The sequence below is a fragment of the Comamonas sp. B-9 genome (genome assembly GCF_000410635.1).
Lineage (GTDB): Bacteria > Pseudomonadota > Gammaproteobacteria > Burkholderiales > Burkholderiaceae_C > Comamonas.
In genome coordinates this window covers 1-13,819 of the sequence record NZ_KE148541.1, presented here as the reverse complement: position 1 = coordinate 13,819, position 13,819 = coordinate 1, and the positions used below count along the sequence as shown (strand labels likewise).

The window sequence follows — 13,819 nt, the reverse complement described above, 5'->3', positions numbered from 1 at the left end:
ACTGCGACATCCACTGTGGCAGGCGAAGAAGAGGAGTGGCTGGGCAAGGTCATGGCAAAAACAAAGCAAAAGAGAACAAGGGGGCGAACCATACACCAAGTCCGGCCCCTGGCAGACAAGGATGGCTACTTTTCGCCAACTGCTGATGCAGCGCATACCCGCAACAGCACATCGGAAGGCGGCCTCTAGTACCATTCCGCTATGGATCGTCCCGTCATTTCCCTGGTTGACCTGCGTCGTTATGACGCCAGTCTGGCCATGCCCACGCCAGCCGGTGCCTCGTTGTCGCACGGCGGTGCGGTGCGTGATCAGCGCCAACGGCCGCTGCGGGATCTGCGCATCAGCGTGACGGACCGCTGCAACTTCCGCTGCAGCTACTGCATGCCCAAGGATGTGTTCGACAAGGACCACCAGTACCTGCCGCACCGCGATTTGCTCAGTTTTGAGGAAATCACCCGCACCGCGCGCCTGTTTGCCCAGTTGGGCGTCGGCAAGCTGCGCATCACCGGTGGCGAGCCGCTGCTGCGCAAGAACCTGGAGGCGCTGATCGCCCAGCTGGCTGAGCTCGAGACGCTCAACGGCACGCCGATGGACCTGACCTTGACGACCAATGGCTCCATTCTGGCACGCAAGGCACGCGCCCTCAAAGACGCCGGGCTCAAGCGCCTGACGGTCAGCCTCGACAGCCTGAGCGACCCGCTGTTCCGCCAGATGAACGACATGGATTTCCCGGTCGCCACCGTGCTGGAAGGCATTGAGACTGCGCAGGCCGTGGGCTTTGCCAATATCAAGGTGAACATGGTCGTCAAGCGCGGCGTCAATGACCATGAGGTCGTCGCGATGGCCCGGCACTTTCGCGGCAGCGGCGTGACCTTGCGCTTTATCGAATTCATGGATGTGGGCGCCACCAACGGCTGGCGGCTCGAAGAGGTGCTGCCCTCGGACGCCGTACTGGAGCGCCTGCAGTCCGCCTTTGCACTCACCCCGCTGTCAGCGACTGCGCCTGGCGAGACTGCCGTGCGCTGGGGCTATGTCGGCGCCAACGGCCAGCATGACCCAAGCCTCGGCGAGATCGGCCTGATCAGCAGTGTCACCCACGCCTTTTGCCAGGACTGCAACCGCGCGCGGCTCTCGACCGAGGGCAAGCTGTTCCTGTGCCTGTTTGCCAGCGAAGGCTGGGACCTGCGGGCGATGCTGCGCAATGGCGCCAGCGACAGCGATTTGCGCGAGGCCATCGCCCAGGTCTGGGGCCAGCGCAGCGACAACTACAGCGAGCAGCGCAGCCAGCACCCCGAGATCGCGCTGCAGCGCCAGCGGGTCGAGATGAGCTATATCGGCGGCTGATAGCGGCTTGCCCGCTTCTGATGGCTGCCACAATCAGAGGGTCTGAAACCCTGCTGCCTTTGCCGACCATGCCCTCTTTCCCATCCGCCATTCCCCTTGAACACATCACCGGCCTGGTGCTGGCCGGTGGCCAGGGCACGCGCATGGGCGGTGCTGACAAAGGCCTGCAGTTGCTGGGCGGCCAGGCACTGGCATGGCATTGCGCCCAGCGGCTGCAGCCCCAAGTGGGGCCAGTGCTGATCAATGCCAACCGGCACCTAGAGGCCTACTGCGCGCTGGGCTATCCAGTGGTGCCAGATCTCCGCCTGCCCGAGACCGAAGCCTTCCCGGGCCCCTTGGCAGGTTTTGCCGCCGGTCTGGCGGCCTGCCAGACGCCCTGGCTCTTGACGGTGGCCTGCGACACGCCGCATTTTCCGCTGGACCTGGCCCAGCGCTTGGCGCAAGCTGCGGCCACCCAGGGCTGCCCCGTCGCGATGGCCTGCACTCCGCCAGAGGGGGCGGGCAGCGACCGCCCGGTACTGCAGCCCACGTTCTGCCTGATCCATGCCAGCCTGGCAGACAGTGTTCGGCAATTTGTCGCCGGCGGCGGGCGCAAGCTGCGGCAGTGGGCGGCGCAGCACGGCCACTGCCTGGTGCTGTTTGACGATGGCCAGGCGTTCTACAACGCCAATACGCCCGAAGAGCTGGCCTGGCTGCAGGACATGCCAGCGCCGCACAAGTGACTGGCGCTGACGCAGGCAAGCTGGGCCGGTGCTATAACGGTCCACACGACCACTGCACATTTGGAGCCGCCTTTTGACCTACTCGGCACAGCACCTCAGGCAGGAGCCCCCACGCTCCGACATCGACACCCGGCCCGGCTTGACCGTGCTGGAATTTGGCACGCCCTGGTGCCCGCATTGCCTGGGCGCGCAGGGCCTGATCGAGCAGGCGCTGGGCCCGCGCACCGATATCGCGCATCTGAAAGTGGAAGATGGCCCCGGCCGCCCTTTGGGCCGCAGCTACCGCATCAAGCTCTGGCCCACCTTGGTGGTGCTGCGCGATGGCCAGGAAGTAGCCCGCGTGGTGCGCCCGACCGATGCGGCCAGTATCAACACGGCGCTGGCAGCGCTGCAAACGCCATAAATTGAAGGGACTCGGCGCATGCATGCCGAGCCTGCCATGCCTGCCTAGACCGGCGTGACCGAAAACGCCGTGCTGGGCGCCGTGGGGTCTTCGGGCGATACGCCAAAGTACATCACACCCACGCCATGCAATTGCACCGACTCGCGGCGCACGGCAGTGGCGGGGTTGGCACCAAAGCTCACCCAGGTGCCATAGCGGCTCAGATCGGTGTAGATCACATTGCCGCTGCGCCAGTCGATACGGCCATGCTGGCGGGAGACGCGCCGGTCCAGCACCACCCATTCCGAGTCCGATGAGCGGCCGACAAAAATCGGCATCTCCTGGGTGCTGAAAAAGCGCTCCACCCCGCCCGATGCCAGCCGCAGCCGCATCTGCACCACGGCCTCGGGCTTCATCGGCAAAACGGAGTCGTACGCGGTCACCACTTCCTGGGCTTCGGGCTCGATCCACTGCACCTGGTAGAGCATTTGCTGCTCGGCCTTGCCGCGCACATCCATCCAGCCCATGGGCACAAACACGGTATCGGCGCGGGCGCCAGACTCCATCGTCGAGGCGGCGGCCCAGACCTCGCGGTGACCGGCCTTTTCGCACAGGCGCGCTGCCATGTTGACCGAGTCGCCATAGCAGTCGCCCTCCATCAGCACGACTTCACCGGTGCTCATGCCCACACGTACATGGAATTTTTGCGAGGCAGGCAGGGAGTCCCACTGCCCGTAATGGCGGCGCATCAGCATGGTCATGGCGCTCACGGCCAGGGCGCTGCTGTTGAAGATGGCCAGCACACCATCGCCCAGGGTCTTGATCACCCGCCCCCCCGCCTGCACGACGACTTGCTTGAAAGCATCCGTCATGCCCGCGACTGCTCGCGCAGCACGCTCATTGCCCAAGGTTTCGAACAATGCGGTACTGCCCGAGATATCAATGAATACCACGGTGGCGACAGTTGTCATGGATTTTCTTGTTACGGCTGGGGTCGCCTCCTCCCCAGGAGCAACGCCAGCCTATGCATCAATAGCGACCATGCATATTACACTGCAAACCAGGGCCTGCGACCAGTCCTGACGCCGTCGTCGAACTTACGAATTGTTTAGATTCCAACAGACAGGCGCAAACCCCTGGGTTTTCACAAGCCCGCGCCCAGGGCGCATGGTATATGGCTGGGCGGGCCTGGCACCCAGGCGCAGCCCGCGCTTTGCGTTATTGATGGCCCCAATAAATCAGTGCATCCCGGCCTTCGACACTCAGCGATACCTGGGCGCCTACCGGCAGCAGCACCTTGGTGGGCACATGGCCAAAAGGCAGGTTGGTAAAGACAGGGGCCTCGATCTGCGTGCGCAGCCACTGCACCACACTGGCCAGCTTGAAGCCCTTGTCATGCGCGTTCAGCTGGTAGTCGCTGAACTGGCCAAACACCACGGCCTTTTGCTGGGCCAGCACGCCCGCGTGCAGCAAGCTGGTCAGCATGCGCTCGATCTTGTAGGGCGTCTCGCCCACATCCTCGATGAACAGCACGCCGCCCTTGACCTTGGGCAGGTAAGGCGTGCCCACCAGTGAGGCAATCATCGCCAGGTTGCCGCCCCAGAGCGTGGCCTTGGGGATGTAGATATCGTCCGAGGCCGAAGCGCCCGTCACCGTACCGGCCTTTTCTGGCGCCAGGCGCCAGCCCGCGCCTTCGCCCGCGCCGCTCAGCAGGTCTTCAAAGCAGTCCTGCATGATGTCGTCGACGCCGTCTTCGGCACCAAAATCGCCCACCAGGGCCGGGCCGGCCCAGGTCATGGCACGGGTCTTGGCATACAGCGCCAGCTGGAGGGCGGTGAAATCACTCAGGCCGACAAAGCGTGTGCCCGAGGCCACGGCCTTGGCGATCTGTTCATAGTCCAGGCGGTGCAACAGGCGCGAGAGCCCATAGCCGCCCCGGCTGATCATCGCCACATCCGCACCACTGGCGCAGGCGCGGGCGATCGCTGCCAGGCGCGTGTCGTCGTCACCGGCAAAGCGGGTGCTGGATGCGAGCGCATCCTGGTCCACCTCGACCTGGTGGCCCATGGCCTCCAGGCGCTTGACCGCGCGTTTGAACGCCTTTTTATCGCGCACGGCGCCCGAGGGCGAATACACATAAATATGCTTGGGGCCGTGGGCATGGTGGTGCTGGCAGTGCGCGTGGTCGCAGTGAACATGGTCGTGGTCATGGGAGTGGTCGTGCTGGTGCATGGCGGCGAACAGAGGTAGAGAAAGGCAGGCACAAAGCCGCCCGATAAGAAGGGCGGTGCCCGGTTCTGCGCGCAAAACCGGCACCTTCGGTGTTGGGCGGCATTATGCGGCCAAGCGCCTTAGCTGCAGGCCACACGGGGACTAAGGCCATGGGCCAGGCAGGGGCTGGGGGGGCCTTGCCCACGCCCGTCAACCCAGCGCCTGCGGGCGCACCTGGATCAGGCTGAAGACACCCTGCACGCCAATGGCACCGTTGGCCAGCGCCACCGCCCGGTCCAGCAAAGGCCTGGACGATACCGTGCCGCGCAAGGTGACCATCGCGTGCGAGGTCTCCACCTGCAGCGCAGCGAGCTCATCGCTTTGCGAGGCGGCCAGTGCATCGCTGACCTGCGAGGTGATCGCATCATCGTCGGCGCGCCGGCGGTTGGCCTGCGCTGCGCGCTCCACCGCCTGGCTCGCCCGCTGGCCCGAGGCATCGAGCGTCTGTCCCAGCCCTTCGCTCCAGCGCCAGGCCTGCTGCAAGGCCCCACCTTGCCAAAGCGCGGCGGCGGCGCCCAGAGCCGCGAGCACCAAGGCCCAGGCAGCAATCTTTTTGGCAGTGGAGGAGCGGCGGATCAAGTGCATGGGAAGCGGGCGCTAAGGCAGACACAAAGGCAGGCACAGGAAAGGGGCTGGAGCCGGTCAGCATGGCGCTGGCCGTGCCAGCCATTGTGACGGCAGCCAGGCCGCGTGCCAAGGCTTTGCGACAAGCGGCAGCAAGCTATACCGGCAAGACACGCAGCCTTGGTAATTCTTCACAGATGGGGCTGGGCACTGCGGCTGCAGTCACCCTTGCGCAAGTGCCCGGCTGCAAGCGCGCGTCGATGCGGCGACAATGCTGCCATGCAGCCCTCCCTGATTTACCGAATTTTTCCCTTCCTGCGCTGGCCCAAGCCGACCAAAGAACTCTTGCGGGGTGAATTCATGGCGGGGATGACGGTGGGGCTGATGCTGGTGCCCCAGGGCGTGGCCTATGCGCACCTGGCCGGCATGCCGCTGATCACCGGCATCTATGCCTCGATCATTCCCGCGGCCGTGGCCATTCTCTTTAGCCCCTCGCCACGGCTGGGCGTCGGGCCCACGGCACTGAGCGCCTTGCTCATTGGCGCCTCGCTCACCGGCATGGCCGAGCCCGGCTCGGCCCAGTGGGTCATTCTGGCCGCCTGGATGGCCATCATGGCGGGCCTGGTGCAGCTGAGCCTGGGCCTGGTGCGCGCCGGCTGGCTGCTGAACCTGGTGACCTCACCGGTGCTGGCTGGCTTCACCCAGGCCGCTGCGCTGCTGATTCTGGCCTCGCAGCTGCCCAGTTTGCTGGGCATGCGCAGCGACTGGGCCACGGTCTGGGACAACCCTTCGCTGGGGCTGTTCGACTGGCGCTCCATCCTGCTGGGGCTGGCGAGCATCGCCATCCTGGTCGTGGGCAAAAAGTGGCGTCCCGCCTTTCCCTCTGCTGTTTTTGTCATTGGCTGCACCGGCCTTATCAGCTGGGCCACCGATTTTGCCGACAAGGGCGGCGCCGTGGTCGGCCACCTGCCTACCGGCCTGCCACACCTGGTCTGGCCGGGCATGCTGGACTGGTCGCAGTTTGGCCTGCTCGTCATGCCGGTACTGGTGATCTCGCTGGTCAGTGCGCTGGAGACGGCTTCGAGCGCCCAGGTGGAACACCAACAGGCAGGCACGCGCTGGGACAGCAGCCAGGAGCTGGTGGCCCAAGGCCTGTCCAAGATGAGCGCCGGCCTGTTTGGCAGCTTTGCCACCAGTGCCTCGTTCTCGCGCTCGGCCGTCAATCTGCTGGCCGGCGCCAAGACCGGTTACTCCAATATCTTCTCGATCCTGCTCGTCGTCGCCGTGGTGCTGTGGTTCATCCCTGCGCTCTACCATGTGCCGCAGGCGGCACTGGCCGCCATTGTGATGACGGCCGTGGCCAACCTCGTCAAGCCGCGCGCCCTGCTTTATTTGTTCAAGATCTCCCGCATCGAAGGCTGCATTGCGGTGGCCACCTTTGGCATCACCTTGCTGACGGCGCCGCGCATCTACTGGGGCGTGCTCTCGGGCATCTTGCTGAGCTCCTGCTACTTTCTCTACAACCGCCTGCATCCCCGCATTGTCGAAGTTGGCCTGCACCCCGATGGCAGCCTGCGCGACCGCCATCTGTGGCAACTGCCCCCCTTGGCCCCGGATCTGCTGGCCCTGCGCATGGATTCCGAGCTCGACTTTGCCTCGGCTGCTGCGCTGGAAGAGCGCGCCGCCAATGTTTGGGCCCAGCATGGGCACTACCGGCAGCTCGCCCTGCTGGCCCAGCCGATGAACCAGATCGACATCACCGGTGTCGAGGCCTTTGTGCGGCTCGAGCGCATGGCCGCCAAGCGCGGCGGCATGCTGCATATCGTCGGCATGAAGCTGCCCGTCGAAGCCCGGCTCAAACGCGCCGGCCTCTTGCAGGACAACCCGCATCTGCGCATGTACCGCACCGATGCCGAGTTTTTGCAGGCGATGAGCCGCGCGCACAGCGATGACGGCATCGAGTATTCGATCTAGCGATCGGGCGCTGTCGCAAGGGCCTGACCGGCGGCGCGTGCTTCCCTAGCTAAAATAGCTGCCCGCCATGCGCTCCGGCACGGGCGGCTATTTCATCCCCCGAAGCTTTGCCAGAAACCACCGTGCCCTCGATTCTCAATATCTCCTGCTACAAGTTTGTCAGCCTGCCTGACTGTGAGGCGCTGCGCGAACTGCTGGCCCAGCGCGCGGCCGATCTGGCGCTCAAGGGCACGGTGCTGTTGGCCGAGGAAGGCATCAACTTTTTTCTGGCTGGGCCCGCCGAGGCCGTGCATGCCTGGGTAGATGCGCTGCGCGAGGACCCGCGCTTTGCCGATGTGCAGCCCAAGGAGAGCTGGTCGCAAACGGTGCCGTTTCGCAAGATGCTGGTCAAGGTCAAGCCCGAGATCATCCGCATGGACCACCCGGCGATTCGCCCTGCCAATGGCCGGGCACCCTCGGTCAGCCCCCGTGATCTGCAGCGCTGGCTGCAGCAAGGCCATGATGACCAGGGCCGCCCGGTAGTGACCCTGGACACCCGCAATGACTATGAGGTGGACGAAGGCGCCTTTGTCGGCGCCATCGACTGGCGGTTGCGCAAGTTCACAGAGTTTCCAGACCAGCTGCGAGCCCACCGAGACGACTTGCAAGGCAAGACCGTGGTGAGCTACTGCACCGGTGGCATCCGCTGCGAAAAGGCCGCCATCCTGATGCAGGAAGAAGGCCTCGCCCATGTCTACCAGCTCGAAGGCGGCATCCTCAAGTACTTTGAAGAAACCGATGGCAGCGGCTACCAGGGCAGCTGCTTTGTGTTTGATGAGCGCCGCGCCGTCGATGACGGCCTGCGCAAGACGGCGCTCAAGACCGAGCCCTGACAGCCAGGCTGTCCGGCTCGGCATACGGTGCACGATCAAGCAGCGTGGCGCTTGGCGTCCAGGCTCCAGGCACCGGCCCCAAAGGCGGCAAAGGCAAGCAGACCGCCCACGATGGCGATGTTCTTGTTGAACAGCAACTGCGTGACCATCATGGCCTCCTTGGGCACCGCCCAGTAGGCATGGAAAATCACCGTGGCGGCCAGCGTGAAGATGGCCAAAATAGCGGCGGCATAGCGCGTGCCCAGGCCCAGCAGCAGCGCCAGGCCGCCCAGAATCTCAATGGCCAGGCCCACGGCCACGCCCACCTCGGGCATCGGCATGCCAGCGGACTGGGCGTAACCCACGGCCCCGGCAAAGCCGGTCAGCTTGCCCCAGCCCGGAATGACAAAGAACCAGGCAATCAGAATACGGCCCAACAGAGCCAAAGGATTTTGCAATGCGTTCATTTTTTCTCCTTGAAATAACACCACCACTCACACCTACCCCACACGGGGCGCTGTCCTTAATGGCAGCACCCCGCGAACATCAAGCCGCTAGGTCAAACACCAGCACTTCGGCATCGCGTGCCTGCGCCAGGCGCAGCGAGGTCTCCTGGTCCAGATAGGCCGCATCCCCGGTGTGCAGCGCCTGGTCGTTGACCGACACATCGCCCCGCACCACATAGACATAGGACTTGCGTCCGGGCGACAGGCGCAGGCTGGCCTCCTCATCGCCATCGAGCAAACCGGCATACATGCGCGCATCGGCATTCATCGTCAGCGAGCCTTCTGCACCATCGGGCGACACCACCAGGCGCAACTGGCCGCGCTTGTCCGCATCCGAAAACGTCTTTTGCGCATAGCTGGGCGCAATGCCCTTGCGATCGGGCTCAATCCAGATCTGCAGAAAATGCGTCTCCTGGCCGCTGGCATGGTTGAACTCGCTGTGCTGCACGCCGGTGCCGGCGCTCATGCGCTGCACATCGCCCGGTGGCAGGCCTTCGATATGGCCCATGCTGTCCTTGTGCGCCAAGTTGCCCTCGAGCACATAGCTGATGATTTCCATATCGCGGTGGCCATGGGTGCCAAAGCCCTTGCCCGGGGCCACCCGGTCTTCATTGATCACACGCAGATTGCCCCAGCCCATGAAGCGGGGGTCGTAGTAGCCGGCAAACGAGAAACTGTGGTTGGAGCGCAGCCAGCCATGGTCAGCATGGCCGCGATCAGCAGATTTACGAACCATCAACATTTTTGATCTCCTGTCTGGCAAACGGCGCACATTGCACTGTTCATCACCATGTCCAAGACTGTAAAACCGCAGTATCTGCCTGCGGGGCAGCGGTTTTGATGGCATCATTCAAAAAATCTGATGATCCGTTCCACGGGTTGAACCAAGCCGGCCTCAGCAGCGAAGATTTACCGATCTGCCCACCGCCGCATGTAGGAAAGAACCGTCAAAAATGGCCTTGTTGCGTGATCGCGATGTCCTCACCCCCGATACCCTGGCCTTGCTGCAGCTGGTGGCCGACACCGGCAGCTTTGCCGCTGCGGCGCGCCAGCTGGGCCTGGTGCCCAGCGCCCTGACATACCGCATCCGCCAGGTCGAAGATGCCTTGGATGTGCTGCTGTTTGACCGCAGCGCGCGCCAGGCCAGGCCCACCGAAGCGGGCCAGGAGCTGCTGCGCGAAGGCGCAAGGCTTCTGGCCGAAGTCGATGCGGTGGCCAACCGGGTGCGCCGCGTGGCCACTGGCTGGGAGCCCGAGCTGCGCATCGCCGTCGATGGCGTGGTCTCGCGCACCACCTTGCTGGAGCTGGTCGAGGCCTTCTACACGATTGCGCCGCCCACGCGGCTCAAGATCAGCGACTCCATCCTGGCGGGCACCCTGGAAGCGCTCAGCTCAGGCCGCGCCGACCTGGCCATCGGCATTGCCGTCGATGCCTCCCACGTCGCAGGCCTGCAGCAGCTGGACCTGGGTGAGATCACCTTCCGCTATGTCGTAGCTCCCCACCACCGCCTGGCCGACGAGATGCAACCGATCAGCGACGAGGTGCTGCGCCAGCACCGCATCATTGCCGTGGCCGATTCCTCGCGCAGCGGCCAGGGCCAGACCATTGGCGTGATCAACGGCCAGGATGTGCTCACGGTGGACACCATGCAGGCCAAGCTCCAGGCGCAGCTGCGCGGGATTGGCGGGGGCTTTCTGCCCGACAACATGACCCTGCCCTATCTGCGCAGCGGCCAGCTGGTCGAGCGCGAATTGATGCGGCCGCCCCGCAAGATCAAGCTGCGCTACGCCTGGCGCGGCACCAACCCGGGCAAGGCCTTGCAGTGGTGGCTGGACCAGCTGCAGTCCGAGGCCACACGCACTTCTTTACTGAGCAATCACTATGTGGGATAAATCCTGAGCAAAATGGGCCTGCACACCGTGTAGAGTGGTTCTTCAGATGGCGCTGCACCCGCAGCCATCTATGACGCCTTATCGTTTGCCGAAACAGTACAGAAAGTCTTTCATGTCTTCTCGCATTCCTCCCAAACCCAAACGATCAGCCTCCTCTTCCCAGATTGTCCTGGCCAGCCGCAAGCACTATGCGGTGATTGGCGCTGGCATGGCCGGCGTGGTCTGCGCGCGCACCTTGCAGCAGGCGGGCCACCAGGTCACCGTGATCGAAGCCCAACCCCAGGTGGGCGGCCGCATGGCCAGCCGCCACAGCGCGCATGGCAGCTTTGATGTGGGCGCCCAGTTCTTCACGGTGCGTGACCCGCGCTTTCAGTTGGCGCTGGACACCACGCCCAATGTCACCCGCCAGTGGAGCGTCAACGCCATCCGCACTTTGGATGCCACCGGCAAGGTCGCCGTCACCACCCAGCGCGGCATGGAAGCCCACCTGATTGGCGTGCCCACGATGGACAGCCTGCTCGCCTCCTGGGCCGCGCCGCTCGATGTGCGCCTCAACGAGTACGCGCTGGCCTTTGAGCGCGATGCCCTCAACCCCAGCCAGTGGCAGCTGCGTACCGAAGATATCGATGGCGGCGTGCATGTCTATGCGGGCCTCGATGGCGTCGTGCTGGCCATCCCCTCGCCCGAAGCGCAGGAGCTGCTGGCCGACAGCGAAACCCATGTGCCTGACGACTGGCAGCTGTCCGATGTCTATATCGCCCCGAGCTGGACCTTGCTGCTGACCTTTGCGCATGCGGTGGACCCCGGCATCACCAACATGGGCCCGCAGTGGAATGCTGCCCGCACCGAACACCCCCGCATCACCTGGCTCTCGCGCGAGTCGTCCAAGCCCGGTCGCGGCAAGGTCGAGCGCTGGACCGTGCAGGCCAGCCCCGACTGGGCGCGCAAGCATGAGAACGACGAGCCCCAGCGCGTCGCTGCCAAGATGCTGCAGGCCTTCTCCGAGCTCACCCGCATCCGCGCCACCCCCAGCGACATCCGCGTGGTGCAGTGGGGATATGCCAAGACCATCAACCCGCTGCCCAAGGATGCCAAGGGCCAGCCCCGCAGCCACCTCTGGAATGCCACGAGCGCCATTGGCCTGTGCGGCGACTGGTGCCTGGGCTACCGCGTCGAAGACGCCTTTGTGTCCGGCCTGGAACTCGCGCTGGCCGTGCTCGGCGAATAAGAGTCGCTAACACAACCCTTGATACGTCGTTACCCTGCCTTGTCGTACCACTGTACTGCCTGCGGCAGGGCGCCTAGTCGGGGACGCCTAGTCTCAACCGCAAACCTTCGGTTTGCTGGATCGTGTTAGCGACTCTAAGCACAGCGCGCGCCCGGCAGCCTGCCGGGCGCTTTTCCGTTCTCTCCATCGTTAGCCGTTGCCGATACCGGGCAACGGCTTTTCGCGCTGGCCAGCGGCATTACACTTGCTCTCCCATGAGCTCTCGCGTTTACACCGGCCGTTTTGCCCCCTCGCCCACCGGCCCGCTGCATGCGGGCTCGCTGGTGGCGGCCCTGGCGTCCTGGCTCGATGCCCGCGCCCATGGCGGCAGCTGGTTGCTGCGTATCGAAGACATCGACCCGCCCCGCTGCCCGCCGGGCATGGACCAGGAAATCCTGCGCCAGCTCCATGCGCTGCAGCTGATCCCCGATGCGCCACCGCAGTGGCAGTCGGCCCGCCATGCCCTCTATGCCCAGGCCCTGGCGCAGCTGCAGGCCGCTGGCTGGGCCTACCCCTGCGCCTGCACGCGCCGCGATATGGATGCGGCGCTCGCCGCCCAGGGCCATGTGCATGAGCGCCATGGCGAGCGCCCCTACCCGGGCACCTGCCGCGATGGCCTGCATGGCAGGACCGGGCGCAGCTGGCGCTTCCATACCCTGCGCTACCAGCAGCATGCCAGCGCGCTGGCGGCCGAAGACGGCCAGCTGCCGACACCCGATCACCCGGTGTTGCACAGCGACCAGCAGCTGCTGTGGCAAGACCGCTGGCTGGGCCCGCTCCAGCAGGACGTGGCCGCCAGCGTGGGCGATTTTCTGGTCCAGCGCGCCGATGGCCTCTGGGCCTACCAGCTGGCCGTGGTGGTCGATGACGCCGCGCAAGGCATCAGCGATGTGGTGCGCGGCGCTGACCTGGCCGACAACACCCCGCGCCAGCTGCTGCTGCAGCGCGCGCTGGGCCTGCCGGCGCCGCGCTATATGCACACGCCCTTGGTGCTGCAGGCCGATGGTGAAAAGCTCTCCAAACAATACGGCGCGCCGCCGGTTCTGGTGGATAGCGCCGAGCAGCGCATCACCGTGCTGCGCCAGTCTGCCCAGCACCTGGGGCTGGACGCGGGCGAGGCCAGCTCCATCCCCGATGCACTGGCCGATTGGACGGCGCAATGGGCGCGCCGCCACCTAGCCACTACATGAAATTGCGCGTGTGCAAGGAGGCCAGCTCCTGCGCATGGCCCCGCTCAAAGCCCAGCCGCACCAGCTTGGTGTAGCGGCCATCGGCCATGTCCTGCATCAGCTGCTGCACGCGCTGGCTGCCCAGCGCCAGCGCATCAGCCGACAAGGCCCCGGCGCCCACCAAGATGAGCGCATCAAACACCTCTTCATTCAGGCCTGATGTGCCAGCCAGCGCATCGTGGCGCGCTTCCACCGCCTGGGCCAGCCGGTGGCGAAAGTCCGGCTCCTGCTTCAAGCGATGCAGCAGGTGCGACATGCCCAGCGCCACATGGCGTGCCTCATCACGGGCGGCGAGGCGGCAGATCTGGCGCGTCAGCGGATCGGGCGCATAGGTCTGCAAGAACTGCAGCAGGTTGACAAAGCTGCCCTCGCCCAGCACCGACAGCAAAAAGCCCGCGACCGAAAAATCCTTTTCCGCCAGCAGGCTCTGCAGCGAGGCCTGGCCGCCAGCGGTGGACAGCGCCGGCTCACGCCCATGGCGGCGAATGCGGCGGGTGAACACATCGATATGGCGCGCCTCATCGGCCACCTGGATCGCCAGCGCCGCCTGCAGCTCGCGGTAATGCGGATGCAGCTCGCCCAAAAACCGTGCCGGCACAATCAGCGCCGCATTTTCGTTCTCGACCATATAGGTCATCACCTGGACGATGGCGTCCTCGATCAGCGCCGGGGGCTCAGGCGCATGCGCCCAGTCGATATCGGTGTCGGCATTCCATTGCGCGGCCACCGCTTGGGCATACAGGTCTCCGGCCTGGTCAGTCCAGAACTCGGCCTTCTCCTGCAGGCGAAAGGCAAAGGCCGGTGCGCCTGCCTCCAC

Annotated in this window: 15 protein-coding genes; 9 read left to right on the top strand and 6 right to left on the bottom strand. The window is 65.0% G+C overall.

The features are described from left to right. The 4 genes from H928_RS32840 to H928_RS0108245 all read left to right on the top strand — a co-directional run. A partial coding sequence (locus tag H928_RS32840; RefSeq protein ID WP_204366294.1) for a hypothetical protein occupies positions 1-189 on the top strand: 189 nt, incomplete at its 5' end. A 69-nt stretch (positions 190-258) separates the two neighbouring features. Beyond that, positions 259-1,344 carry a GTP 3',8-cyclase MoaA gene (moaA, locus tag H928_RS0108255; RefSeq protein ID WP_021026055.1) on the top strand — a complete coding sequence of 362 codons (1,086 nt, stop codon included), beginning with the start codon at positions 259-261 and terminating at the stop codon, positions 1,342-1,344. 68 nt (positions 1,345-1,412) lie between these two features. Further along, positions 1,413-2,066 carry a molybdenum cofactor guanylyltransferase MobA gene (mobA, locus tag H928_RS0108250; RefSeq protein ID WP_021026054.1) on the top strand — a complete coding sequence of 218 codons (654 nt, stop codon included), beginning with the start codon at positions 1,413-1,415 and terminating at the stop codon, positions 2,064-2,066. 73 nt (positions 2,067-2,139) lie between these two features. Next, positions 2,140-2,469 (top strand): thioredoxin family protein, encoded by a 330-nt coding sequence (locus H928_RS0108245; protein ID WP_021026053.1) that lies wholly within the window; start codon positions 2,140-2,142, stop codon positions 2,467-2,469. A gap of 44 nt (positions 2,470-2,513) precedes the next feature. Here the strand turns inward: H928_RS0108245 and H928_RS0108240 are convergent, their stop codons facing one another. The 3 genes from H928_RS0108240 to H928_RS26805 form a co-directional block, all read right to left on the bottom strand. After that, positions 2,514-3,419: an adenylate/guanylate cyclase domain-containing protein gene (locus H928_RS0108240; protein ID WP_021026052.1), complete on the bottom strand. Its 906-nt coding sequence runs from the start codon at positions 3,417-3,419 to the stop codon at positions 2,514-2,516. Between the two features lie 247 nt (positions 3,420-3,666). Beyond that, complete coding sequence (locus H928_RS0108235; protein ID WP_021026051.1) at positions 3,667-4,680, bottom strand: LD-carboxypeptidase; 1,014 nt, start codon at positions 4,678-4,680, stop codon at positions 3,667-3,669. Positions 4,681-4,869: 189 nt separating this feature from the next. Beyond that, positions 4,870-5,304 carry a BON domain-containing protein gene (locus tag H928_RS26805; protein WP_021026050.1) on the bottom strand — a complete coding sequence of 145 codons (435 nt, stop codon included), beginning with the start codon at positions 5,302-5,304 and terminating at the stop codon, positions 4,870-4,872. 258 nt (positions 5,305-5,562) lie between these two features. Here H928_RS26805 and H928_RS0108225 point away from each other — a divergent pair, with 258 nt between their 5' ends. Further along, on the top strand, positions 5,563-7,257 hold the full coding sequence (locus H928_RS0108225; protein WP_021026049.1) for a SulP family inorganic anion transporter: 1,695 nt from the start codon (positions 5,563-5,565) through the stop codon (positions 7,255-7,257). A gap of 122 nt (positions 7,258-7,379) precedes the next feature. Next, on the top strand, positions 7,380-8,129 hold the full coding sequence (locus tag H928_RS0108220; RefSeq protein ID WP_027010703.1) for a sulfurtransferase: 750 nt from the start codon (positions 7,380-7,382) through the stop codon (positions 8,127-8,129). Between the two features lie 35 nt (positions 8,130-8,164). Here the strand turns inward: H928_RS0108220 and H928_RS0108215 are convergent, their stop codons facing one another. Both H928_RS0108215 and H928_RS0108210 read right to left on the bottom strand, forming a co-directional pair. Next, positions 8,165-8,575, bottom strand: a complete 411-nt coding sequence (locus H928_RS0108215; RefSeq protein ID WP_021026047.1) for a DoxX family protein — start codon at positions 8,573-8,575, stop codon at positions 8,165-8,167. A 79-nt stretch (positions 8,576-8,654) separates the two neighbouring features. After that, complete coding sequence (locus tag H928_RS0108210) at positions 8,655-9,356, bottom strand: pirin family protein (RefSeq protein WP_021026046.1); 702 nt, start codon at positions 9,354-9,356, stop codon at positions 8,655-8,657. Positions 9,357-9,573: 217 nt separating this feature from the next. On the opposite strand from H928_RS0108210, the gene H928_RS0108205 reads away from it, so the two are divergent. The 3 genes from H928_RS0108205 to gluQRS all read left to right on the top strand — a co-directional run bounded on the left by H928_RS0108205 (position 9,574) and on the right by gluQRS (position 12,963). Further along, a complete protein-coding gene (locus tag H928_RS0108205) occupies positions 9,574-10,506 on the top strand; it encodes a LysR family transcriptional regulator (protein WP_148293097.1) in 933 nt (310 codons plus the stop codon). Between the two features lie 112 nt (positions 10,507-10,618). Then, the gene (locus tag H928_RS0108200) at positions 10,619-11,734 is read left to right on the top strand and encodes an NAD(P)/FAD-dependent oxidoreductase (protein WP_021026044.1); all 1,116 of its coding nucleotides are present in this window, start codon (positions 10,619-10,621) and stop codon (positions 11,732-11,734) included. Positions 11,735-11,988: 254 nt separating this feature from the next. Next, a complete protein-coding gene (gluQRS, locus tag H928_RS0108195; protein WP_021026043.1) occupies positions 11,989-12,963 on the top strand; it encodes a tRNA glutamyl-Q(34) synthetase GluQRS in 975 nt (324 codons plus the stop codon). On the opposite strand, the gene H928_RS0108190 is transcribed toward gluQRS, so the two are convergent. After that, on the bottom strand, positions 12,956-13,819 hold an 864-nt coding region (locus H928_RS0108190), incomplete at its 5' end, for a ferritin-like domain-containing protein (protein WP_027010700.1). The two genes, gluQRS and H928_RS0108190, sit on opposite strands and share 8 nt — an antisense overlap.